Source organism: Cellulomonas triticagri (genome assembly GCF_003696205.1).
GTDB lineage: Bacteria > Actinomycetota > Actinomycetes > Actinomycetales > Cellulomonadaceae > Cellulomonas > Cellulomonas triticagri.
The window spans coordinates 1-22,439 of sequence record NZ_RFFI01000075.1 but is presented as its reverse complement, the minus strand read 5'-3'; the positions used below and the strand labels follow the sequence as shown (position 1 = coordinate 22,439).

The window sequence follows — 22,439 nt, the reverse complement described above, 5'->3', positions numbered from 1 at the left end:
CGGCCCGTCCGCGCGGTGGCGGTGGCGGGGGTGGTGCGGCCGCACCGGCTGCCGCACCGGCGACGTCGTGGGCGGCCGGGGTGCAGGCGTACGGGGTCGGCGGTCTCGGCGCGGCCGTCAACGCGGCCCGGGCGAACGCGGGCCTGCCCGCGCTCTCGGTGTCCGGCTCGTCGAACCTGCAGGACCACGCGGCCGCGATGGCGGCGGCGGGCAGCATCTGGCACGGCGGCTCGGACCACATCGTGGGCTGGGTGCAGCCGGTCAGCGACTCCCAGATGATCCAGGCCTACCTGAACTCCCCGGGCCACCGCGCGTGGATCCTCAAGGAGGGCAAGTCGTCGGTGTCGATCGGCGCCGTGACTATCAACGGCCGGCTCTACACCGCCATGCGCTTCTCCTGAGCGCGCACGACCCCGCACCCCCGTCGCAGCAGGACCGCGGCGGGGGTGCGGGCGTCCGTCAGCGCAGCGCCTGGGTGAGCCGGTCGACGGCGAGGTCCAGGTCGGCCTCGTCGATGACCAGCGGCGGGGCGAGGCGGATGGTCGAGCCGTGGGTGTCCTTCGCGAGCACCCCGAGCCGCAGCAGCCGCTCGCAGAGCGCGCGCCCGGTCATCCGCGCGGGGTCGACGTCCAGGCCCGCCCACAGCCCGACGCCGCGCACGCCGACGAGCAGCCCGGCGTCCACCAGCGAGGTCAGCCGCTGGTGCAGGTGCGCGCCGAGCACGCGGGCGCGCTCCTGGTGCACGCCGGTGCGGAGCTCGGCGACCACGGCGAGGCCGACGGCGCAGGCGAGCGGGTTGCCGCCGAACGTGGACCCGTGCGTCCCGGGGGTCAGCACCCCGAGCACGTCCGGGCGGCCGACGACGGCGGACACCGGCAGCACGCCGCCGCCGAGCGCCTTGCCCAGGGTGACCAGGTCCGCGCGTACGTCCCACAGCTCCAGGGCGAACGTGGTGCCGGTGCGCCCGAGCCCGGACTGGATCTCGTCGGCGACCAGCAGCACGCCGGCCTCGTCGCAGATCTCCCGGACGGCGGGCCAGTACCCGGCGGGCGGGACGACGACGCCCTGCTCGCCCTGGATCGGCTCCAGCAGGACGGCGACGGTGGTCTCGTCCACGGCGTCCCGCAGCGCGGCGGCGTCGCCGAACGGCACCACGCGGAACCCGGGGGTGTGCGGGGCGAAGCCGTCGCGCGCCTCGGGGTCGGTGGAGAACGACACGATGGTCGTCGTGCGGCCGTGGAAGTTCCCGGACGCGACGACGATCGTCGCCTGCTCCGGGGCGACGCCGCGCACCTCGTAGCCCCACTTGCGCGCGGCCTTGATGGCGGTCTCCACGGCCTCGGCGCCGGTGTTCATCGGCAGCACCATCGGCGGGGCGTCCCCGGCCACCACCGTCCGGGACAGGTCGGACAGCGCGGCGGCGAACGGGTGCAGCAGGTCGTGGTCGAACGCCCGCGAGCTGAGCGTCAGCCGGTCGAGCTGGGCGTGCGCGGCGGCCGTCAGGGCGGGGTGCCGGTGCCCGAAGTTCAGGGCGGAGTACCCGGCGAGCAGGTCGAGGTAGGTGTTCCCCTCGACGTCGCGCACCCACGCGCCCTCGCCGGAGGTGAGGGTCACGGGCAGCGGGTGGTAGTTGTGCGCGAGCGGTCCGGCCGTCTCGGCGCCTCGGGCGGGGAGGGTGGCGGTCATGCGGTCACCTCGTCGGGGCGGGGCGCCCCGGTCCGGCCGGGGCGCCGGTCGGATCAGGGGGTGCGGGTTCCGCGGATCTCCAGGGTGCAGCACTTCGCGCCGCCGCCGCCCTTGAGCAGCTCGCTCGTGTCCACGGGGTGCGGGACGAAGCCGCGCGCGGTCAGCTGCGCGGCGAGGTCGACGGCACCGGGGGCGACGACGACGTTGAGCCCGTCGCTGACGGCGTTCAGGCCGAGGCAGGCGGCGTCGCGCTCGGAGGCGATGACGGCGTCCGGGTAGCGGCGCTCGAGCTCGGCGCGGGAGGCGTCCGAGAACGCGGGCGGGAAGTACGCGACCTGCTCGCGCCCGGCGGTGGAGTCCAGCACGGCCAGCGCGGTGTCCAGGTGGTAGTAGTGCGCGTCCACGAGCTCCAGGCTCACGACCTCGCGGCCGGTGACCCGGGCGATCTCGTCGTGCGCGGCGCGGTCGGTGCGGAAGCCCGTGCCCGCCAGCAGCACGTCGCCGACGCCGAGGATGTCGCCCTCGCCCTCGTTGACGACCTCGGCGGTGTGCGTGACGTAGCCGTGGTCCGCGAACCACTTCTCGTACGCCGGGCCCTCGGGCTGGCGCTCCGGGTAGCGGAACTTCGCCGAGTACACGAGGCCGTCGACGACGGTGGCGCCGTTGGCGGCGTAGACCATGTCCGGCAGCCCGGGGATCGGGTCGATGGTCTCGACGGTGTGGCCGAGGCGCTCGAACGTCTCCTTGAGGACGGTCCACTGCCGCACCGCGAGGTCCGCGTCGGTGTACCGGGTCGAGTCCATCCACGGGTTGATCTCGTAGGAGACCGTGTAGTGGGTCGGCTCGCACATCAGGTAGTGCCGGCGGGTGCTCTGCGGTGTCGCGGCCATGGTGCTCCTCGAGGGTCCGTGGGGGATCGGGTCTCGGCGCCCGGCCACGTCGTCGGGGCAGCGTCCCGTAGAGCGTACGAGGGGATCCGGGCGCAGCAGAGCGCACGCCGTTGCGCACTCACCGGCGAAACGTTGCGTGCAGAAGCCCTCAGGCGGAGGTTCGTTGCGCGACGAGGCGCCGGGCCTCACGCTCGGCCTGGCCCATGACGTAGCGGAGCATGCCGTCGAGCAGCAGCGCGCCGAGCAGCTGGGTGGCCCCGCGCGGCAGCCCGCGCAGGTGCACGGCCTCGGTCCAGGTGACGCGCGACGAGCCGTGCCCGAGCGGCTCGACCTCGATGCGGGCCGTGCCGAGGATGACCGGGCCGACCTTGCTGAACACCGCGACGCCGGGCACCGCGCCCAGCGGGGCCTCGAACCGCTCGATCCGCATCCGGTCCACCAGGCCCGGGGCGCCGCGCCGGGCGCCGGGCCCGCTCACGGCGAGGATCTCGTCGCCGACCTCCGGGGCGGACCCGTCGGGCCAGCGGTCCCAGCCGTGCAGCGTGGTGCCGGTGGACGGACGCGTCACGTCGACCCGGGTCAGCGGGACCCAGCGCGTGTGGTGGCGGACGTCCGCCACGAGCGACCACGCCTGGGCGGCGTCGAGCGGCAGCACCCGAGCGACGCGGGCGCGCGGCACCCGGTCCCGTCCTCGCGTGATCATGTCGCCCCCTGAGCGGACGTGGACCGGGTCGGGGCCATCTGCCCGCGTCGCCCCCCGGACGTCCGGGATCCATCTTCCCCCCTCGCGTCGCCCCGTGCGTGGCGTGCGGGGCTCCACGGGGCCTCGCCCGGGTGCAGGCACCCACGCCGAGCGGGTGACGTCTGCGACCGCCTGTCCGGTCCATCACCTTCGTCCGGGTTCGTCCCCGTCGTCGCTGGTGAGCGCGCCACGCCAGGCGCGGCACCCGGACCACCGGATAGCCTCGCGGGCATGCAGACGAAGGCGTTGAGCAGGGCTGGTCGGGACGTCGGGGTCGTGGGTCTGGGCTGCTGGCAGCTCGGCGCCGACTGGGGCGAGGTCGGCGAGGACGACGCCCTCGCGGTGCTCGCCGCGGCGGCCGACGCCGGGGTGACCTTCCTCGACACCGCGGACGTCTACGGCGACGGCCGCAGCGAGACCCTCGTCGGCCGGTTCCTGCGCGCCCGGCGCGTCAGCAGCCCCGACGCGCCGCCCATCACCGTCGCCACCAAGATGGGCCGCCGCGCCGACCCGCACGTGGCGGAGGCGTACACGCTCGACGCCTACCGGGCCTGGACCGACCGCTCCCGCGCGAACCTCGACGTCGACGTGCTCGACCTGGTCCAGCTGCACTGCCCGCCGTCCGCGGTGCTCGACCGGGACGCCACCTACGACGACCTCGACACCCTGGTCGCCGAGGGGCGGGTCGCCGCGTACGGGGTGTCCGTCGAGACGGTCGACGAGGCGCTCGCGGCCATCGCCCGGCCGCACGTCGCCTCCGTGCAGATCATCCTCAACGCGTTCCGCCGCAAGCCGCTGGAGCGCGTGCTCCCCGCCGCCGAAGCCGCCGGGGTCGCGGTCATCGCGCGGGTCCCTCTCGCCAGCGGCCTGCTCTCCGGGAAGTACGACGAGGACACCCGGTTCGCCGCCACCGACCACCGGGCGTTCAACCGGCACGGCGAGGCGTTCGACGTCGGCGAGACGTTCTCCGGCGTGCCCTACGACGTCGGCGTCGCCGCCGCCCGCGAGGTCGCCGCGCTGACCCCGGAGGGGGCGACGACGACGCAGCTCGCGCTGCGCTGGGTGCTGGACCAGCCGGGCGTCACGGTCGTGATCCCCGGCGCGCGCACCCCCGCGCAGGCGCGCGCGAACGCCGCCGCCGCGGACCTGCCCCCGCTGGACCCCGCCCGCGCGGACGCGCTGCGGGCCATCTACGACGAGCGCATCCGCCCGCACGTGCACGACCGCTGGTAGCACCGCGGCACGCGGACGCGTCGAGAGCACGGTTCTCGCCTGCCCCAGCCTCCCGGCGCGCAGGCGAGAACCCGGTCGACGACGCGGCGCGCGGCGTCAGGGCTCGCGCGGGGGCTGCTCCAGCAGCCGCGGGGCGTCGCCGGTCTCCACGACCACGACCCGCCCGCCGTCCCACGCCACCGGAGCGGGGCCGAACGCGTCGCGCGCCCCGCGCACCACGGTGCGCCCGAGCGCCCGGGCGCCGGTGACGCCGATGACCGCACCGATCCCGAACGGCGCGAGGCGGCCGATCGCGAGGCCGCTCTGCTTGGCGAGCTGCCGCTTGAGCAGCTGGCGGGTCAGGCGCGCGTTGACCCGGCGGATCGTGCCGGTGGGCATGCGGGTCAGCAGGGCGCGCGCGACGTTGAGGCCGCGGAGCCCGGTCAGGGTGCCGGCGTCGGCGACGGTCTTCGCGCCGGACTCCCCGAGGATCGTCGCCAGCAGCAGGGCGCGCCGCCGGTCGGCGTCCTGCACCTCGATGCCGTGGACGCTGGCGACGGCGAGGGCGAACGCCGCGGACGCCCCGAAGAACGTCGCGACGTCGCCGACCGTCAGGGCGAGCGCGACGCCCGTGCCGACGGCCGGTGCCGCTGCCGCCGCGCCGACGGCACCGCCGGTGCCCTGCACCACGAGCAGGTACTCCCGCTCGAGCACGCCGACGACCTCGGCGGGGGTGGCGTCGGGGTGCTTGCGCCGGACCGCGGCGACGTGCGCGTGGATCGTGGCGGACGGGATCGTCACGGCCCGGTCCAGGGCCGCGTCGAGCAGCGGGGTCCGGCGCAGCGCCATCAGGCGTCCGCGATCTCGAGGTCGACGGTCGCCCCGGCCTTGAGGGTGTTGCCGACCGTGCAGTGCTCCTCGACGGCGCGGTGCACGACGCGCAGCAGGCGCTCGCGGGTGGCCTCGTCCAGGCCGGACAGGTCGACGACCATGCGCTCGTGCAGCTCCGGGTAGCGGTCCTCGGCGGTGAGGTTGGCGCCCTCGACGTCCACGGTCACCGCGACGTCGTCGCCGAGGCGGTGCCGCAGGGCGTGGTCGGCGCTCATCCCGGAGCAGCCGGCCAGCGCGATCTTCAGCAGCTCGCCGGGGGTGAAGACGGCGCCCGCCTCGGTGGGGCCGATGCTGACCTCGGCGCCGCGGGTGTTGCGGCCGGTGTAGGTGCGGATGCCGGTGCGCTCGACCCACAGCCGGGTGCTCGCCGGGTCGGCGGCGGGCACGGGTGCCGGGGCGGTGGCGGGCGGGGTCGTCGGGGTCAGCGGGCTCTCCATGCCGCGATCCTGCCACGGTCCGCGCGACGTCTCGCGGACAGCGGTTGCCGGGGTGCGCTGGTCCAGGTGGGGGAACGGTGCGACCCACCGGTCGCCCCGCTGGCCGGATCGTGGGGCGTCACTACTGTGGAGCGGGTCGAGTTCTGCCGGGTACCAGGGGGCCGGATGAGCGTCGCCGAGGATCGTGGACCGTTGACCGCAGCGCGCGCGGCGCAGGAGCCGGGCGTGCGGCAGATCCTGGACCGGGTGCGCGAGCACCTGCAGATGGACATCGCGTTCCTGTCGGGGCTGACGCGGTCGGCCGAGGTGGTGCTGGCGACCAGCACCGAGACCGGTCCGATGCAGATGGCGGTGGGCGACGAGCTCGACCTCGACGACACGTACTGCGTGCGGGTGCTCAGCGGGCTGCTGCCGCCGGTGATCCCGGACGCGCGCCGCCACCCGGAGGCGCGGGACCTGGACGTCACGCACGAGATGGGCATCGGCGCTTACGCGGGTGCCCCGCTGCGCGGGCCCGACGGCAAACCGGTCGGGATGCTCTGCTGCCTGGGCCAGGGCGCCAACCCGCTGCTGGGCGAGGACGCGCTGCGGGTGCTGGGCCTGGCCGCCGCGCTGGTCGAGGACCACCTGGGGGTACCGGGGCTGCCCCACCGGCCGGCCGTCTCGGACCGGGTGCGGCGGGTGCGCACCGTGCTGGAGCGCGAGGAGATCCGCACGGTGTTCCAGCGGGTCGAGCACCTGGGGTCCGGCACGGTCGTCGCCGTGGAGGCCCTGTCGCGGTTCGACCCGCGGTGGTTCCCGACGCCGGTGCACGCGTTCGCGGCGGCGCAGGCGGCGGGCTGCGCGGTGGACCTGGAGGTGCTGGCCGCGCGGCGGGCGCTGCGGCACGCGGTCCGGCTGCCCGCGGACGTGCGCCTGTCGGTCAACCTGTCCGCCGACGCGCTGCTGGACCCGCGCACGGAGCCGCTGCTGCTGGCGGGCGGGGGCGGGGTGGGGGTCGAGCTCACCGAGCACACCCCCGTGCACGACTACGGACGGCTCGTCGCGGTGACCGACCGGCTCCGGGACGCCGGGGTGCAGGTCGTCGTCGACGACGCCGGTGCGGGGTACGCCAGCCTGCGGCACGTGCTGCGGCTGCGGCCCACGGCCATCAAGCTGGACCTGGACCTGGTGCGCGGCATCGACGCCGACCCGGTCCGGCAGGCGCTGGCCCGCGCTGTCGTGGACTTCGCGGGGTCGGTGGGCGCGTGGCTGGTCGCGGAGGGCATCGAGACGCCCGCCGAGCGGGACGCGCTGCTCGACCTCGGCGTGCACTTCGGGCAGGGGTACCTGCTGGGTCGGCCGGGGGCGTGGGAGGACGCGCTGGGCGACGGCCCGTTCCACCGCGACGCCTGAGGCTCCCGGCCCTCGGGGCGACGCGATGCGTGGGTCCTAGGTCCTACACACACCGGTGCGATCGTGCCGCACGCTGTGAGGTGCACGGATCCGGGGCGGGTCCGGCGACGTCCTCGGGGGCCGAGGGCCACGCGGCGCGCAGCGCGGTCCGCTCGACGAGCCGCGCGCGGAGGTCCCGGTGCTGCACAGTCGCGCGTCCCGCCGACCGGCCGAGACGCTGCTCGGTGTCCTGCTGGTGTGCGCGCTCGCCGCCGCGGGTCTCGTGGTCACCGGCGCCGCCCCGGCCCGCGCCCACGCCACCGGCCTCGTGGTGGACCCCGCGTTCGACGCCGGGCTCGGGGGCGGGTTCAACAGCTCGGTGTTCTCGGTCGCGCCCACGGAACCGGACGGCTACGTCGTCGCCGGGTTCTTCACCAGGTACGGCGGTGTCTCCGCGCCGTACCTCGCGCGGCTCGACGCCGACCTGGAGCTCGACACCGACTTCGCCGCCGCGCTCGGGTCGGGCTTCAACAGCTGGGTCTCCGTCGCCCTGCCCGTCGACGGCGGGTACCTCGTCGGCGGGAACTTCAGCCTGTACCAGCGTCGGACCGCGCCGCGGCTGGTGCGGTTGGACGCGGACCTGCGGATCGACGAGGCGTTCTCCGCCGCGCTCGGTACCGGGTTCGACGGCGCGGTCCGCGCCGTCGTGCCCGACGGCGACGGATTCGTGGTGGGCGGGAGCTTCACCCGCTACCAGGGCCGGGCGGTGCCGCGGCTGGTCCGCCTGGACGCGGACCTGCGGATCGACGAGGCGTTCCTCGCCGCGCTGGGCACCGGGTTCGACGACGACGTCCGCGTGGTGGTGCCCGCCGACGGCGGCGGGTACCTGGTCGGCGGGAACTTCACGCGGTACCGGGGCGAGGCCGCGGCGTACCTGGTGCGGCTGGACGCGCGGCTCGAGCCCGACACGGCGTTCCACGCCGCCCTCGGGACCGGCTTCGACGGGAACGTCCGGGTGGTGGTCCCGGACGGCGACGGCTACTACGTCGGGGGCAGCTTCACCCGCTACCGGGGCGAGGCGGTGCCGCACCTGGTCCGGCTGGACGCCGATCTCGTCCCCGACCCGGGCTTCCAGCTCGTCGGGTCGTTCAGCGACACGGTGTTCTCCGTGGTGCCGCACGACGGTGCGTACGTGGTCGCCGGGGACTTCACGACGCCCGAGGGTGCGCGCTCCGCGCACCTGCTCCGGCTGGTGACGGTGGTGGTCGAGGTCGACGCCGTCGCCGACCGGGTGAGCAGCGCCGGGTTCCCGGTCGTGCCGGTGCCGGTCGCGGCGCGGGTCGAGCCCGCCACGGCGGGCACGCCGGTGCTCACCGTGTCCGGGCTGCCCGACGGGCTGACCTTCGACCGCGGCACGAGCACGATCACCGGCACGCCCTCGGTGGTCACGGGGACCACCACGTCCCGGGTCACGGTCAGCGCCACGGCCTCCGGCGTCACGGACACCACGACGTTCACCTGGACCGTCGAGCCGCCCCCGCCGCCGGTGGTCGACCTCGAGCCCACGGACGTGCACGTCCTCGCCGGGACCGACGCGCGGTTCACCGCGGCGGGTTCGGGGGACCCGACCCCGACCGTCCAGTGGTTCACGCGCGACGGCGCGGACGAGGACGCCGGGCCCGACGACGGCTGGCAGGCGGTCGCGGGCGCGACCGCACCCGAGCTGGTGGTCGTCGCCCCGGGCGTCGCCGACCGGGGCCGGCAGTACCGCGCGGAGTTCCGCAACGCCCACGGGGTCGCGACGACCCGCGCGGCCACCCTGGTCGTCGAGACCGTGCCGCGGATCGTCACCGCCCCGTCGCACCAGACGGTGGTCGAGGGCGACACCGCGACGTTCGCCGGGGTGTACGCGACCGACGGCCTGCGGAGTCAGCGTCGGCTGTGGCTGCGGTCGACCGACGGGGGTGCCACCTACGAGCAGGTCGGCGGTGGCATGTGGTGCGGGGACCGCTGCCGGACGAGCGTCGAGGTGGCGACCGCGGACCGGGGTGCGGACGGTGACCTCTACGTCCTCGCGATCACGTACCTCGACGGCACGCGGCGGGTCGAGTCCGCCCCCGCCCGCCTCACCGTCCTCGCGCAGCGGGCGCCGCAGATCACCGTGCAGCCCGAGTCCGTCACGCTCGCGGTCGAGGGTGCGGACCTCGTCTTCACCGCCGCGGCCACCGGGGTGCCCGAACCGACCGTCCAGTGGTTCCTGCTGGACGAGGACGGTGGCGACCCGGTCCCGATCTCCGGCGCCACCGACCCCACCCTGGTGCTCACGGCGACCGCGGACCTGCAGGGTCGTTCGGTCGTCGCCGAGTTCACCAACCGCGCGGGCACGGCGACCACCTTCCCGGCGACCGTCGTCGAGGTCCGACCGGGACGTGCGCTCGCCCTGCGGGTGACACCTCGCGTCGTCGTGGTCGACGCGCTGCCCGCCCGCCCCTGACCGGGTCGGCCGAGGTGGGCGGGCAGCGCGGGTACCGCCGCTCAGGCCACGTCGCGGCGCGCGGTGCGCCACAGGCCGACCGCGAGCGGGACGCCGACCCACAGGAGCGTCGAGGTGCCGAGCTGCGCCCACCCGTCACCGGTGAGCGACCCGGACATCAGCCCGGTCAGCGGGCCCGACATGTCGAGCCAGTCCGCGGGGTCGCGCAGGGCGGGCACCAGCGCCGAGACCAGCGACCACACCGTCGGCAGCGCGAGGTACGCGACGATCGCCGCGGGCGTCGACAGCAGCGCGAGCCCGAACCCGAGCCCCTGCAGCACGAGCAGCACCAGGGCGAGCGCCAGCCCGCCGAGCAGCGCCCCGTCCAGGGACCAGGACCCGGCGCCGTCGTGCAGCGCCCCGCCGACCAGGGTCGCGACGGCCGCGACCGCGAGCGTCGCGACGGTGATGCCGAGCGCCAGGACGATCCCGGCGGCGGCCTTCGCCCCGTGCACCCGGGTACGGCGCGGCTCCAGGGCGAACGTCGTCAGCGCCGTGCGCTGCGACCACTCGGACGTCGCGGCCAGCACGCCGATCAGCGGCAGGAGCAGCAGCTGCCCGGCCGACGAGGCCTCGGTCAGCGCCGACCAGCCCGGGGCCTCGTCGGCGGCCCATAGGTACAGGGCCACGAGGGCCACGTCGACCAGCACCACCAGGGCCAGCAGCCAGCGCCCGGCGCGGGTGTCGACCTGCTTGCGCAGCTCCACCCCGACGAGGCGGGTCCACGGGACGCCCGCACGGGCGGGGGCCGCCGTGCCGGGCGGGGTCAGGGTCGCGGCGCTCATGCGGCCACCTCCTCGCGGGCCGAGCCCGCCGTCAGCGTGAAGAACAGGTCCTCGAGCCCCGCGGACCGGGCCGGCCGCAGGTCCAGCAGCACCACCCGGGCGTCCAGCGCGTGCCGCCCGACCGCCTCGGCGCTCGCGGACGTGCTCAGCCCGCCGTCGTCGAGCGGGCGCACGTCGTGCCCCGCCGCGATCAGCGCACCGGCGAGGGCCCCGTCGTCCAGGCTGCGCACCTCGGTGCCCGGCGCGGACAGCAAATCGGCCGTGGTGCCGTGCGCGAGCACCCGACCGCGCCCGATCAGCACCAGGTCGTCGGCGACGGCCTCGACCTCGCGCAGCAGGTGCGAGGACAGCAGCACCGTCCCGCCGCCGTCGGCGTAGGCGCGCAGCAGGTCGCGCATCCACCGGATGCCCGCCGGGTCGAGCCCGTTGGCGGGCTCGTCCAGCACGAGGGCGTCCGGCTCGCCGAGCAGCGCGTGCGCGAGCCCCAGTCGCTGCCGCATGCCCAGCGAGTAGGTGCGGGTGCGGGCGTCGGCCTCGGCGGCGGTGAGGCCGACCAGGTCCAGGCACGCGGCGACCCGGCCCGGGGCGAGGCCCATCAGGCGGGCGGACAGGGTCAGCACCTCGCGGCCCGAGCGCCCGGCGTGCTGCGCGGACGCGTCCAGCAGCACCCCGACGGTGCGGCCGGGGTTCGGCACGTCGCGCAGCCGGCGGCCGGCGACGGTCGCGGTGCCGGAGGACGCGGTCGCGAGACCGCACAGCACGCGCATGGTCGTGGACTTCCCGGCGCCGTTCGGCCCGAGGAACCCGGTGACGCGGCCGGGCGCGGCGGTGAACGACACGTCGTCCAGCACCGTGGTGGACCCGTACCGCTTGGTCAGGTGGGCGATCTCGATCATGGTCCCCAGCCTCGGCGCGGTCCGCCGTCGGGCGCGTCGGCTGCGGGGCTCGCCCCGAGCGCCGCCGGGTTGAGGGGTCGCGGCGCGGGTGGGGCACCGTCTCCTCCTTCCGGGGGAGGCGGGCCCCGCCGCGGGGGCGATGTCGAGGGGCGGCCCGGCGACCTACGCTCGACGCCATGTCCGCCCCGCCTCCCGTCGTCGCGCCCCCGCGCCTCGGCCCCTGGTCGCGGACCTGGCGCTACCTCGTGGCGATCGGCACGGGGCTGGTGCTGTGGATGTTCGTCACGTACGACACCGTGACCTACGCCCGGCCCGGCCACGAGGGGGCCATCAGCGCGATGCTGGTGCTCGACCTCGTGATCGGGGCCGCCGGGACCGCCCTGCTGCCGCTGCGCCGCCGCTACCCCGTCGCGGTCGCCGGGTTCGTCGCCGCGCTGACCGTCGCCTCGTCGTCCGCGGTCGGCCCCGCCACGCTCGCCCTGGTGTCGCTGAGCACCCGGCGCCGCTGGCGCGAGGTGCTGCCGGTCGCGGGCATCTGGACGGCGGCGTCCTTCGCCTACGAGTACGTCTACCGCGACGCGACGCTCGCCACGCCCGTCCAGGGCCCGTTCTACGTCACGGTCGTCGTCGCGCTCGGGATCGTGGTGTGCGGCGCCGTCATCGCCATCGGCTTCTACATCGGGGCCCGCCGCGACCTGCTCGCCTCCCTGCGCCAGCGCGCCGAGGACGCCGAGCGCGCCCAGGAGGCCCGCGCCGCGCAGGCCCGCGACGCCGAGCGCACCCGCATCGCCCGCGAGATGCACGACGTCCTCGCGCACCGCATCTCGCTGGTCGCCATGCAGGCCGGCGGGCTCGCCTACCGGCAGGACCTCACCCGCGAGCAGATCACCGAGTCCGCCGAGCAGATCCGCGACGGCGCGCACCGGGCGCTCGGCGAGCTCCGCGAGGTGCTGGGCGTGCTCCGGGCCACGGGCGGCGGCCCCGGCCCCGTGCCCACCGAGCGCGAGGCGCCGCAGCCGACCCTCGCGGAGCTGCCCGCGCTGCTCGCGGACACCGTCGAGTCCGGCGGCCACGTGCACCTCGACACCAGCGGGCTGCCGACCGGCGGGCTGCTGGCCCTCGCGGACCTGCCCGGCACCGTCTCCCGCACCGGGTTCCGCATCCTGCAGGAGGCGCTCACCAACGCGCGCAAGCACGCCCCCGGGCACGAGGTGCGCGTCCTGCTCGCCGGGGCCCCCGGGGACCGGCTGCTGCTGCAGACCCGCAACCGCCTCGTCGCCCCCGGGCCCGCCGCGACCCCCGGCTCCGGGCTCGGCCTCGTCGGCGCGGCGGAACGCGCCGAGCTCGTCGGCGGCACGCTCGAGCACGGGCCCGGGCCGGACGGGACCTACGCCGTGAGAGTGTGGTTGCCGTGGCCGACCTGACCTCCGACCCGCCCGTGCGCCTGGTCGTCGTGGACGACGACGCGCTCGTCCGCGCCAGCCTCCGGCTCATCCTGGGCGGTGACCCCGGCCTGGAGGTCGTCGCCGAGTGCGCGGACGGGGCCGAGGCCGTCGACGTCGTCACCCGCCTCGCCCCCGACGTCGTCCTCATGGACGTCCGGATGCCCCGCGTCGACGGGCTCACCGCCCTGCGCACCCTGCGCGAGCGCGGGTCCGCCGCGAAGGTCGTCGTCCTCACCACCTTCGACGCCGACGAGCTCGTGCTGCGCGCCCTGCGCGAGGGCGCCGCCGGGTTCCTGCTCAAGGACACCCCGCCGCACCAGCTGGTCGACGGCATCCGCCGCGTCGCCGCGGGCGAGCCCATCCTGTCCCCGACGGTCACCGCGCAGCTCATCGCCAACGTCACCCAGCCGCAGGACGACGGCCGCCGCGCCGACGCCCTGCGGCGCCTCGAGCAGCTCACCCCGCGCGAGCGGGACGTCGCCACCGCCGTCGCCCGGGGGCTGTCCAACGGGGAGATCGCCGAGCAGCTCTACCTCGGGCTCGCGACCGTGAAGACCCACGTCGCGCACCTGTTCGCCAAGCTCGACGTGACCAACCGGGTGCAGATCGCGCGCCTGGTGCACGACGCGGGCCTGGAGTAGCGCGAGGCGGGACGGGTCGGGCCGGCCGTGGACCGTGACCGGGCCGGTCCCGGGCAGGTCGGCTGCGTCACCCGGACGGGCGGCCGGGCTGCGGGGGCTCACCCGCGCGGAGTGGGCACGCCCGGCGGACGGGTGAGTTCGCACGGAACCGCTGCGGCGGGACCTCACCCGCCCCTAGGTTCGGCGCACCACCCCCGACCTGGGAGCAACCTGTGCAGATCTCCACCCGTCGATGGGGCGTTGGGCTCACCGCGGTCGCTGTCGAGTCCGCCGACCGTGAGCGCCGCGGGCTGCGGTTGCTCGTCCCGTCCGGCGAGTGCTCGTCCTCGGCGACCGTCGCGGTCCCGAAAGAGATGAGGGTGGGTGACGAGGCCGACGTGCAGATCGTGACGCCCGGCAGGATGCAGTTCAACGGACCTCCGGAGCTGCGGACCCAGCTCGACGTCGGCTGCCTGTCCGCATCGGGGGCGGTCTCGGTCGGACGGGCTGCGACAACCCCCGTCACGCCCGCGTGACCGACGACGGCCCCCAGCCGTCGCGACGACGGCTCGTCGTCGCGACGGCCGCTGCCGTTCTCCTGCTCCTCGGTGCCGGAGGGGTTGCGCTGCTGACCGGCGGTCCCGCTCCACGGCTCGCGACGATCCGGCAGGAGCCCCTGCTGGTCGCACCGGTCGACGCCGTGGAGCTGGGGCGCGAGGAGCAGCAGTCGCAGTGGGGTCTCGGTCTTCCCGACGCGGCCGCGCGCGTGCGCGTCGCCTACCGCGTGCCGGGGAGCATCGAGTCCGCCGCACGGTCCTGGCTCGACGCGTACGGCGAGCAGTACGGCCTCACGTCTGCCTACCGCCCGGACGGGCTGCGGTTCACCGGCACCGGCGAGGACGTCGCGGTCAGCGTCGTCGTCGCGGAGACCGTCGAGAACCCTGGGGGCGAAGGCGACTTCGCGCCCCCCGAACCGGGGGGCGCGGTCGTCACCGTCGTGGTGACGGCGGGCTGACAGGCGCAGGCCCAGCGATGCCCTGTCCCAACGGACCGTCGCTAGAGCAACCCCGCGCGGGCGGCGAGCGCGCGGTCCGTGGCGCGCTCGCGCTCCGTGAGGCCCGCCTGGACCGCGCGGGCCACGCGGGCGCGGTGCGCCGAGCGCTCGCGGTGCGCCTCCCGGCGGTCCGCCACCGCGGCGAGCACCCCCGCCGGACGGCGGCGCCGCACGCTCAGGTACGGCAGGCGGAACGGGACGGCTCGGGTGCCGTAGCTGACGTCGAAGGTCACGGTGGTCATCGGACTCAGTCCTCCGGGTGCGGGGGAGCCGGGGTCGGCTCGTGGTCCATGTCGGGGTTCATCGCCGTGAACACGCGCATGAGGCGCGCGCCCGCGGGGCGGCTCGCGGGGTCGGTCGTCCGGCCCGCGAACCGGTCGGCGAGCTGGTGCAGCGCGGCCGTCACCTCGGCGTTCTCCTCCGGGGTGGCCCAGTACGCCGACGTCATCAGCTGCGTCAGGGGGATCAGCTCGGGCGGGACGACCTCGGTGCCGACGAGGCGGCGCAGGTGGTCGGTGTACCGGTCGGCCTCGCGGCGGACCGACAGCTCGCCGAGCTCCAGGACCGCGCGCCGCGACGCGGTGTCCTCCGGGTCCGGCGTGATGGTGCGCTCGCGGCTCACCACGCGCCAGGGGCGCTCGCGGCCCCGGGGGGTGGCGGGCTCGATGTACCCGGCCTTCGCGAGGGACCGCAGGTGGAACGAGCAGTTCGCGACCGTCTGGTGCAGGTGCGCGGCGCACTCGGTCGCGGTCGCCTCGCCGACGTCGTCGAGGAAGGACAGCAGGTCGAGCCGCACGGGGTGCGCGAGCGCGCGGACCCGGGTGGGGTCGGAGACGCGCAGGGTGCCGCGGTCGGCGTCGTCGGGGGTCGGGCTCATGCCCCTACCGTAGAACGCGCAACACCTCTTGCGCAAGAGGCGTTGCGAAAGGGATGTTGCGCGTCCGGCCGAGTGGCGCGGTGGTGCGCCGGGTCCCGACGGTCGCAGCCCCGATCCCGGGCGACGTGACCCGTCGGGCGGGCTCAGGCGCCGCGGCGCTCCCGGCGTCGCACCACCGACCGCTGCGCCCACGCGCGCGCCGACCCCGCCGTCACGCCGCCCAGGGCGGACCAGACCGCGAAGGAGAAGTCCGCCGCAGCGGTCTGCGCCAGCGTCGCGACGACCGCCCAGCCCGCGACCGCACCCGCCAGCGCGAACGCGCCCACGGCGGCGGGCGCGCCCGGTGCCGCCGGCAGCAGCCGGGTCGTCACGACGCCCACGGGGTAGCCGACCACCAGGGTGATCAGGGCGTGCGCCACCCACATGAGGCCCAGCAGGTAGACCGCGCCACCCGCGCCGCTCTGGCTCGTCGCCACGGCGGCGACGACCCCGACGACGGCGATGCCGAGCAGGATCGCGACGCACCGCCACACCACCGACCACGCGTCCCGGGCGGCGACCTGCCAGCGGTCGGACGCGGGCGGCGCGGGGTCCCCGACGGGGGTCGGGGGAGCGGGCGTCGTCATGGCGTCATCCTGCCGGTCGGGACGCGCCCGCGGAGCCGGGCCGGCGGGTGAGGTCGCGTCAGGCGACGGCGTCGACCAGCACCGTCACGTCGTCGTCGTCCACGACGACGAAGCCGCCCGTGATCGCGATCTCCACCACCTCCGTCGCCGTCGGGCGCACCCGCACCGTCCCGGCGACCAGCACGGCGGCCAGCGGCTCGTGCCGGGGCAGGACGCCGAGCGACCCGGACGCCGACGGCACGGTGACCTGCCGGGCGTCGCCCGACCACAGCGTGCCGTCCGGCGCGACGACCTGCACCGCCAGTGCGGTGCCCGGCGGGGTGGACGGGGCGGGCTGGGCGGGGTGCGGCTGGGTGGTGGCCACGATCGGTGCTCCCGGGGGTCGCGGTGGTCGGGACCGTCGAGTCTCCCGCCCGGTCCGGGGCGCGATGTCGCACGAAGGTCCACGGGGTCACGCGTCCGGTTGGTGTACAGGGGCACCGGCGTAGGTGGTCCCCGGAGGCGCAGACTGGTGGGTCCCGACCCCACCGGAGGCCCTGCCATGACCGGGATCGTCCCCGACGAGCAGATGGTGCCCCTGCTCCAGAGCACCGACGCCGACGCGACCGTGGCGTTCTGGACGTCGCTGGGGTTCGAGGTGACGTGGGACCAGCGGCGGCCGTACCTGTACCTGGCGTTCCGGTGGAGCGGCATCGACCTGCACTACGGCCAGGCGTCGCCGTCGGTGGACCCGGAGGTCGAGAACACCGGCGGCGCACTGGTGATGGTGGGCGACGTCGCGGCGTACCACGCCGCGTTCGCGGCGGCGATGCGCGCGGCGCACGGCAAGGTGCTCGCGAAGGGACTGCCGCGGATCACCCGCTACCGGGCGGGGGCGTCGCGGTTCTCGCTGGTGGACCCGAGCGGCAACACGGTCATCGTCATCCAGCGGGACGAGCCGGCGGAGCTGGAGTACGGCGGCTCGCGCGACCTGGTGGGGCTGGCGCGGGCGCTGGACAACGCGCGGGTCCTGCGGGAGTTCAAGACCGACGACCTGGCGGCCTACCGGGCGCTGGTGTCGGGCTGGCGCCGGCACGCCGACGCGGGGTCGGTGGTGGAGCGGGCTCTGGTGCTGGCGGGGCTGGTCGAGCTCGCGACGGCGCTGGGGGAGCCGGACCGGGTGGCCGAGTGGGGCGGGCTGCTGTCCGGGCTGGAGCTCGGCGCCGACGAGCGCGCGCGGGTGGTCGCGAGCGTCGCCGACGCCGAGGTGCTCACGCCGTGGCTGCGAGGGTGACGACGACCTTCCCGGCGGGTGCGCCGCTCTGCGCGAGCTCGTGGGCGCGGGCGACGTCCTCCAGGGGCACGACCTCGGCGACGCGCGGCACGTAGGTGCCGGTGGTGCCGAGCGCGGCGGCGCGGGCCATGAGGTCGGAGCGGTTCTCGGCGTACACGTGCCGGACGCCGAGGCGCGCGGCCCCGGCGGCGTCGGCGACGGTCGCGACGCGGTCGGTCGACCCGGCGATCGCGACGAGGTCGTCCAGCGAGCCGGATCCCGCGGTGTCGAGCACGACGTCCACGCCCTCGGGGGCGAGGGCGGCGACCCGCTCGGCGAGGCCGTCGCCGTAGGTGGTCGGCAGGGCGCCGAGGTCGGCGAGGTAGCCGTGGTTCCGCTCGCTCGCGGTCCCGATGACCCGGGCGCCCGCCTCGACGGCGAACACGACGGCCGCGCTGCCGACGGCGCCCGCGGCGCCCTCGACCAGCAGGGTCTTCCCGGCGAGGTCGCCCAGCGCGGCCAGGCCCAGCAGGGCGGTGGCGGACGCGAGCCCGGCGGAGGCGGCCTGCTCGGGCGTCCACGCGTCGGGGACGTGCGCCCAGGCGGTGAGCACGACGTGCTCGGCGGTGGTGTCCGCGAGGCCGCCGAGCCCGAACACCAGGTCGCCCACCGCGACGCCGGTGACGCCCTCGCCGACCTCGTCCACCACGCCGGCGGCGTCGCGGCCGGGGGTCACGGGCAGGTCGAGGGGCATGACCTCGCGGGCGTACCCGGCGCGGAGCTTCCAGTCCACGGGGTTGACGCTGGCGGCGAGCGTCCGGATGCGGATGGCACCCGCCGGGGCGTGCGGCTCCGGGACGTCCTCGATCCGCAGGACCTGCGGGTCGCCGTACTCGTGGTAGCGCGCTGCGCGCATGGCTTCGCCTCTTCCGTGCTGTCGGCGCCGCAGGTGCTTGCGGCGGAAAGTCACGCTAGGCAGCGGTACTTTCCGTGTCAAGTGACGCTAGGATGGCGGCGTGACGACCGGAGCGCTGCAGGACGACGAGGACCGCACCTGGGCCCACGTCGTCGGCCTGATGACCTGGCTGCCCGCCGCCCTCGACACCCGGCTCGCGCAGGACTCCGACGTCGGGCACGTCGAGTACCAGGTGCTGCGGTGGCTGTCCCGCACCCCCGAGCAGGCGCTGCACATGTCCCGGCTCGCCGATACCGCGTCCGTCACGCCCTCGCACCTGTCCCGCATCGTCGCGCGGCTCGAGAAGCGGGGCATGGTGTCCCGCACCCCGGACCCCGCCGACGGGCGGTACACGCTCGCGCGGCTCACCGACCTGGGCGCGCGCACCGTCGCGGACACCGAGGACGCCTACGGCGCCGCCGTCCGGGACCTGGTGCTCGCCCGCCTCACCCCCGAGCAGCTCCGCGGGCTCGGCGACGCCGCCGCGACCCTGCTCGGGCACATCAAGCCGGAGTGCCTCGCGGCGCACCGGTGACCGGCGACGACAGGACCACCTCCGCGATGACCACGACCCGCTGGGCGGTGCTCGGGACCGGGCAGATCGCCGGGGTCTTCACCGACGCCCTCGCCGCGACCGCCGACGCCGAGGTCGTCGCCGTCGCCAGCACCGACCCGGCCCGGGCGCGGGCGTTCACCGCCGGGCGCGGCATCCCCGTCGCCGGGACCTACGACGAGGTCCTGGCCGCCGACGTCGACGCGGTGTACGTCGCGACGGTGCACACCACGCACGCCGACCTGGCGGTCCGCGCGCTGCGCGCCGGGCTGCCGGTGCTCTGCGAGAAGCCCCTCGCCCCCGACGCCGCGCAGGTGGATGCCGTGCTCGCGGCGGCCGCCGAGGCCCGGCTCCCCGTCGTGGAGGCGTACAAGTACCGGTTCACGCCGTTCGCCGACGCGCTGCGGTCCGTGATCACCTCGGGCCGGATCGGGGCGGTCCGCTCCCTGCGGGCCGAGTTCGGGTTCACCAGCCTGAGCCGCACCGGGCGGCTGTTCGACCCCGCGCTCGCGGGGGGCGCGGTCTACGACGTCGGCGGCTACCCGGTGTCGCTCGCCGTCGCGGTGGCCCGGTGGGCCGGGGTGCCCCCGGAGACGCTGTCGGTCGGGCGCGTCGAGGGACGCCTCAGCCGCCGGGGCGTCGACGAGCGCACCCGCGCCGTCCTCGCGGCCCCCGGCGTCGACGGGCCCGGGTTCGAGGCGCACGTCGCCGCCGCGATCACCCGAACGCTCACGCGGGCCGTGACCGTCGAGGGGGAGCACGGCACCGTGCACGCCGCGGACGGCTGGGGCACCCGCGGCGTCTCCGCCACCGGCTTCGAGATCCGCACCGCCGCCGGGGTCGAGCGGGTCGAGGTGCCCGTCGTCAACGCGTTCGCGGCCGAGGCTGCCGCCCTCGTCGCCGCCGCGTCCGCCGGGGTCACCGAGGTCGAGGGGATGCCGTGGGGCGACACGACCGCCACGGCGCGGCTGCTCGACGCGTGGCGGGGCGCCCTCGCCCCGTAGCCCGCGGTCACGGCGCGCGCCGGTGCGCCCGGACGGCCTCGTCGACGGAGTCATGGTGCGGCAGGGGACCGCGCTCGCCCTGCGCGGCGGCGCGCAGCACGTCGCGCACCTGACCGACGTCCCCGGCGATGACGAGGCGCGCGCCGGCGCGCTCCAGGTCGTGGCGCAGGAGGTCCAGCATCCCGGCGGCGGCGCTGTCGACGAACGGCGTGGTGCGGGCGTCCAGCACGACCAGGTCGGCGTGCTGCTCCGCGGCCAGGCGGCGCACGGTGTCGCGGACGGTGTCCGCGTTCGCGAAGAACAGCCCGGCCTCCACCCGCACCACCAGGACGCCGGGGACCGAGCTGCCGGGTGCCTGGCCGCGCACCGTGCGCCGCTCCGCGTCGACCCAGGTGCCGTTCTGGTCGGTCACGAGCACGGCGACGTGGGGCCGGGACGCCCGGGCGAGCAGCAGCACCATCGAGATCAGCACACCGATGACGAGCCCGGGCAGCGTGTCGAAGACCAGGACGCCCGCGAGCGCGGCGAGCGCCGCGTAGGCGTCGAACCGGGCGGCACCGCCGTACAGCCGGCGTCCGGTGGCACCGGCGAGCGACCACAGCCGCCGCAGGGCCCGCACGTCGACCAGCTCGACGACGGCGGCGATGACGACGGCCGCGAGGGTCGCCTCGGGCAGCGACGCGAAGACCGGGGTGAGGAAGAGGAGGGTCGCGAGCGTCAGGACCGCCGCCGTCATGCCGGACAGCTGGCTCCGGGCACCCGCGCCGCCGTTGACCGCGGTCTTGGACAGGCTGCCGTTGACCACCATGCCCGACGCGAGCCCCGACCCGAGGTTGGCCAGGCCCATGCCGAGCAGCTCGCGGTTCGCGTCGATGTCGTACCCGGCCCGCGCGGCGTAGGTCTTGGCGGCGCCGAGCGCCTCGGCGAAGCCGACGAGCATCACCCCTGCCGCGGGGCCGACGAGGTCCGCGTAGGTGCTCAGGTCGACGTCAGGGAGGCCGAGGGCCGGCAGGCCGGCGTCGATGGGACCGACCACGGCCACACCGCCGTCGTCGAGCCCGAGGGTCAGGACGGCGACGATGCCCAGCGCGACGACCACGAGGGCGCCGGGCACCCGCTCGGCGAACCGGCGCAGCAGGAGCAGCACCGCCAGGCAGGTCAGCCCGAGGGCCGCGGTCACCGGGTCCGTGTCGGGCAGGGCCACGACGACGTCGGCCGCCTTCTCGACGAAGCTGCCCTCGCCCTTGTCGAGCCCGAGCAGCGCCGGGACCTGCCCGATGATGATGACGAGCGCGAGCCCGACGATGAACCCCTTGAGCACCGGTTCCGAGATGAAGGCGGCGAGGAAGCCGGCCCGCACGGCACCCGCCACCAGGCACAGCACGCCGGTGACGAGCGCGGTCGCCGTGGTCAGCGCCCAGAACGCCGCGTCGTCGCCGGGCCGGAACCCGGCGACCACGCCCGCCGACAGTGCCGCCGTCGCCGACATCGGACCCACGACGAGGTGCCGGGAGCTGCCGGCGGCGGCGTACAGCAGGAGCGACGGGACCGCCGCGTACAGCCCGACCACCGGGCTGACCCCCGCGATCGTGGCGTAGGCGAGCGACTCCGGCACGAGCACCGCCCAGACGGTCAGGCCGGCGAGGGCGTCGGTGCCGAGCCAGGAGCGGCGGTACCCCGACAGCGACGGGAAGAGCCAGGCGCGGGTCACGGGTCCTCCTCGGTCGACGACGGGCACGCACGGGCACGGACGAGCACGGGTCTCGCTCGACCAAGACCACCGGACGCGGGCCGGGACCGCGTCACCCCCGCGGAGTGAGCGACCCCGCCCGGCGAGCCTCATCCCCCGCGGGCGAGGCCCCGGGGTGCGGACCGGGGGACCGTGGAGGTCCGACGACACCGCACGGAGGACGGCACATGACGACATCGACGTACGGACCCGTGGAGGTCGTCGCGCTGGGGTTCCCGGGCGACCGGGTGCCCGACACCGTCCAGGAGGCGGTGCTGGAGGTCCTCGCCAGCGGCGTGGTGACGCTGCTCGACCTCGCCGTGGTGCGCCGCGACCTCGACGGGGACGTGGTGCTGCTGGAGGTGGACGAGCTGGGCCCGGAGGTCCAGCTGACCCGGGTGGAGCTGCTGGGCGCCGGCCTCGCGGGCGAGGAGGACCTGGGCGGGATCGCGGACGTCGTCGCGCCCGGGTCGTGCGCCGTGGTCCTGGTCGTCGAGCACACCTGGGCGCGCCGCGTGGTCGCCCGGACCAGCGCCACGGGCGGGGTCGTCCTGGCCCGCGAGCACGTCCCCGCCGCCGTGGTGAACGAGGTCGCCGACCTCGCTCTCACCGTCGACTGAGCACGAAGGAGCCGTCATGCCCCTCGGACGCCGTTTCGGCCGACCCGGACTCCTCGGGACCGCCGCCCGCACCGCCGTGATCGCCGGCACCGCGCAGGCCACGGCCGGTGCGGTGCAGCGCCGCCAGCAGAGCCGCGCGCAGCAGACCTGGGAGGAGCAGCAGCGCGCCGCCGCGGACGAGCAGGCGCGGGTCCAGGCGGCCGCGCAGCAGGCCGCGGCGCAGTACGCCCAGCCGGCCCCGGCCCCGGCCGCCGCCCT

Annotated in this window: 26 protein-coding genes; 13 read left to right on the top strand and 13 right to left on the bottom strand. The window is 76.3% G+C overall.

Features of this window, described 5'->3' with window-relative positions; all coding sequences use genetic code 11:
• On the top strand, nt 1–401 hold a 401-nt coding region (locus tag EBM89_RS21315; RefSeq protein ID WP_199732123.1), incomplete at its 5' end, for a CAP domain-containing protein.
• Between the two features lie 58 nt (nt 402–459).
• Here the strand turns inward: EBM89_RS21315 and rocD are convergent.
• The 3 genes from rocD to EBM89_RS13500 all read right to left on the bottom strand — a co-directional run bounded on the left by rocD (nt 460) and on the right by EBM89_RS13500 (nt 3,279).
• Nucleotides 460–1,686, bottom strand: a complete 1,227-nt coding sequence (gene rocD / locus EBM89_RS13510) for an ornithine--oxo-acid transaminase (protein WP_122149946.1) — start codon at nt 1,684–1,686, stop codon at nt 460–462.
• A 53-nt stretch (nt 1,687–1,739) separates the two neighbouring features.
• Complete coding sequence (gene ddaH, locus EBM89_RS13505) at nt 1,740–2,576, bottom strand: dimethylargininase (protein WP_122149945.1); 837 nt, start codon at nt 2,574–2,576, stop codon at nt 1,740–1,742.
• A gap of 148 nt (nt 2,577–2,724) precedes the next feature.
• Entirely contained in the window at nt 2,725–3,279 is a 555-nt protein-coding gene (locus tag EBM89_RS13500; RefSeq protein ID WP_147463553.1) for an SRPBCC family protein, read from the bottom strand.
• 270 nt (nt 3,280–3,549) lie between these two features.
• Here EBM89_RS13500 and EBM89_RS13495 point away from each other — a divergent pair, with 270 nt between their 5' ends.
• Entirely contained in the window at nt 3,550–4,551 is a 1,002-nt protein-coding gene (locus tag EBM89_RS13495) for an aldo/keto reductase (protein ID WP_122149943.1), read from the top strand.
• A gap of 96 nt (nt 4,552–4,647) precedes the next feature.
• On the opposite strand, the gene EBM89_RS13490 is transcribed toward EBM89_RS13495, so the two are convergent.
• A complete protein-coding gene (locus EBM89_RS13490; RefSeq protein WP_122149942.1) occupies nt 4,648–5,379 on the bottom strand; it encodes a hypothetical protein in 732 nt (243 codons plus the stop codon).
• Nucleotides 5,379–5,858 (bottom strand): OsmC family protein, encoded by a 480-nt coding sequence (locus EBM89_RS13485; protein ID WP_122149941.1) that lies wholly within the window; start codon nt 5,856–5,858, stop codon nt 5,379–5,381. The genes EBM89_RS13490 and EBM89_RS13485 overlap by 1 nt, the downstream gene beginning before the upstream one ends.
• A gap of 192 nt (nt 5,859–6,050) precedes the next feature.
• On the opposite strand from EBM89_RS13485, the gene EBM89_RS13480 reads away from it, so the two are divergent.
• Nucleotides 6,051–7,253 carry a sensor domain-containing phosphodiesterase gene (locus EBM89_RS13480; protein ID WP_199732122.1) on the top strand — a complete coding sequence of 401 codons (1,203 nt, stop codon included), beginning with the start codon at nt 6,051–6,053 and terminating at the stop codon, nt 7,251–7,253.
• 178 nt (nt 7,254–7,431) lie between these two features.
• Nucleotides 7,432–9,726, top strand: a complete 2,295-nt coding sequence (locus EBM89_RS13475; RefSeq protein ID WP_122149939.1) for a putative Ig domain-containing protein — start codon at nt 7,432–7,434, stop codon at nt 9,724–9,726.
• A gap of 41 nt (nt 9,727–9,767) precedes the next feature.
• On the opposite strand, the gene EBM89_RS13470 is transcribed toward EBM89_RS13475, so the two are convergent.
• A complete protein-coding gene (locus EBM89_RS13470) occupies nt 9,768–10,550 on the bottom strand; it encodes an ABC transporter permease (RefSeq protein ID WP_122149938.1) in 783 nt (260 codons plus the stop codon).
• Nucleotides 10,547–11,446: an ABC transporter ATP-binding protein gene (locus tag EBM89_RS13465; RefSeq protein WP_122149937.1), complete on the bottom strand. Its 900-nt coding sequence runs from the start codon at nt 11,444–11,446 to the stop codon at nt 10,547–10,549. Before EBM89_RS13465 ends, EBM89_RS13470 begins: the two co-directional genes overlap by 4 nt.
• Nucleotides 11,447–11,622: 176 nt before the next feature.
• Between EBM89_RS13465 and EBM89_RS21850 the strand changes: the two genes are divergently transcribed.
• The 4 genes from EBM89_RS21850 (at nt 11,623) to EBM89_RS13450 (ending at nt 14,526) form a co-directional block, all read left to right on the top strand.
• Nucleotides 11,623–12,870, top strand: a complete 1,248-nt coding sequence (locus EBM89_RS21850) for a sensor histidine kinase (RefSeq protein WP_199732121.1) — start codon at nt 11,623–11,625, stop codon at nt 12,868–12,870.
• Nucleotides 12,858–13,532 (top strand): response regulator, encoded by a 675-nt coding sequence (locus EBM89_RS21845; RefSeq protein WP_199732120.1) that lies wholly within the window; start codon nt 12,858–12,860, stop codon nt 13,530–13,532. The genes EBM89_RS21850 and EBM89_RS21845 overlap by 13 nt, the downstream gene beginning before the upstream one ends.
• 359 nt (nt 13,533–13,891) lie before the next feature.
• On the top strand, nt 13,892–14,047 hold the full coding sequence (locus EBM89_RS21310; protein ID WP_158609667.1) for a hypothetical protein: 156 nt from the start codon (nt 13,892–13,894) through the stop codon (nt 14,045–14,047).
• Nucleotides 14,044–14,526 carry a hypothetical protein gene (locus EBM89_RS13450; RefSeq protein WP_122149935.1) on the top strand — a complete coding sequence of 161 codons (483 nt, stop codon included), beginning with the start codon at nt 14,044–14,046 and terminating at the stop codon, nt 14,524–14,526. The genes EBM89_RS21310 and EBM89_RS13450 overlap by 4 nt, the downstream gene beginning before the upstream one ends.
• Nucleotides 14,527–14,567: 41 nt before the next feature.
• Here the strand turns inward: EBM89_RS13450 and EBM89_RS13445 are convergent, their stop codons facing one another.
• From EBM89_RS13445 to EBM89_RS13430, 4 genes are all read right to left on the bottom strand, one after another.
• Nucleotides 14,568–14,807 (bottom strand): hypothetical protein, encoded by a 240-nt coding sequence (locus EBM89_RS13445; protein ID WP_122149934.1) that lies wholly within the window; start codon nt 14,805–14,807, stop codon nt 14,568–14,570.
• 5 nt (nt 14,808–14,812) lie between these two features.
• Entirely contained in the window at nt 14,813–15,442 is a 630-nt protein-coding gene (locus EBM89_RS13440; protein WP_122149933.1) for an ArsR/SmtB family transcription factor, read from the bottom strand.
• A 143-nt stretch (nt 15,443–15,585) separates the two neighbouring features.
• Nucleotides 15,586–16,068 carry a hypothetical protein gene (locus tag EBM89_RS13435; RefSeq protein WP_122149932.1) on the bottom strand — a complete coding sequence of 161 codons (483 nt, stop codon included), beginning with the start codon at nt 16,066–16,068 and terminating at the stop codon, nt 15,586–15,588.
• 58 nt (nt 16,069–16,126) lie between these two features.
• On the bottom strand, nt 16,127–16,432 hold the full coding sequence (locus EBM89_RS13430) for a F0F1 ATP synthase subunit epsilon (RefSeq protein ID WP_122149931.1): 306 nt from the start codon (nt 16,430–16,432) through the stop codon (nt 16,127–16,129).
• A gap of 177 nt (nt 16,433–16,609) precedes the next feature.
• On the opposite strand from EBM89_RS13430, the gene EBM89_RS13425 reads away from it, so the two are divergent.
• Nucleotides 16,610–17,341 (top strand): DUF8817 family protein, encoded by a 732-nt coding sequence (locus tag EBM89_RS13425; RefSeq protein ID WP_122149930.1) that lies wholly within the window; start codon nt 16,610–16,612, stop codon nt 17,339–17,341.
• On the opposite strand, the gene EBM89_RS13420 is transcribed toward EBM89_RS13425, so the two are convergent.
• Nucleotides 17,319–18,236 carry an NADP-dependent oxidoreductase gene (locus tag EBM89_RS13420; protein WP_122149929.1) on the bottom strand — a complete coding sequence of 306 codons (918 nt, stop codon included), beginning with the start codon at nt 18,234–18,236 and terminating at the stop codon, nt 17,319–17,321. The genes EBM89_RS13425 and EBM89_RS13420 overlap by 23 nt on opposite strands.
• Before the next feature lie 100 nt (nt 18,237–18,336).
• Here EBM89_RS13420 and EBM89_RS13415 point away from each other — a divergent pair, with 100 nt between their 5' ends.
• The gene (locus EBM89_RS13415) at nt 18,337–18,810 is read left to right on the top strand and encodes a MarR family winged helix-turn-helix transcriptional regulator (RefSeq protein ID WP_199732119.1); all 474 of its coding nucleotides are present in this window, start codon (nt 18,337–18,339) and stop codon (nt 18,808–18,810) included.
• Nucleotides 18,811–18,836: 26 nt separating this feature from the next.
• Nucleotides 18,837–19,832 (top strand): Gfo/Idh/MocA family protein, encoded by a 996-nt coding sequence (locus tag EBM89_RS13410; protein WP_122149949.1) that lies wholly within the window; start codon nt 18,837–18,839, stop codon nt 19,830–19,832.
• 7 nt (nt 19,833–19,839) lie between these two features.
• On the opposite strand, the gene EBM89_RS13405 is transcribed toward EBM89_RS13410, so the two are convergent.
• The gene (locus EBM89_RS13405; RefSeq protein WP_233571731.1) at nt 19,840–21,543 is read right to left on the bottom strand and encodes a SulP family inorganic anion transporter; all 1,704 of its coding nucleotides are present in this window, start codon (nt 21,541–21,543) and stop codon (nt 19,840–19,842) included.
• A gap of 206 nt (nt 21,544–21,749) precedes the next feature.
• Here EBM89_RS13405 and EBM89_RS13400 point away from each other — a divergent pair, with 206 nt between their 5' ends.
• Nucleotides 21,750–22,181, top strand: coding sequence for a DUF6325 family protein (locus EBM89_RS13400; RefSeq protein WP_122149927.1), 432 nt, complete (start codon nt 21,750–21,752; stop codon nt 22,179–22,181).
• A 16-nt stretch (nt 22,182–22,197) separates the two neighbouring features.
• A partial coding sequence (locus EBM89_RS13395) for an SHOCT domain-containing protein (protein WP_122149948.1) occupies nt 22,198–22,439 on the top strand: 242 nt, incomplete at its 3' end.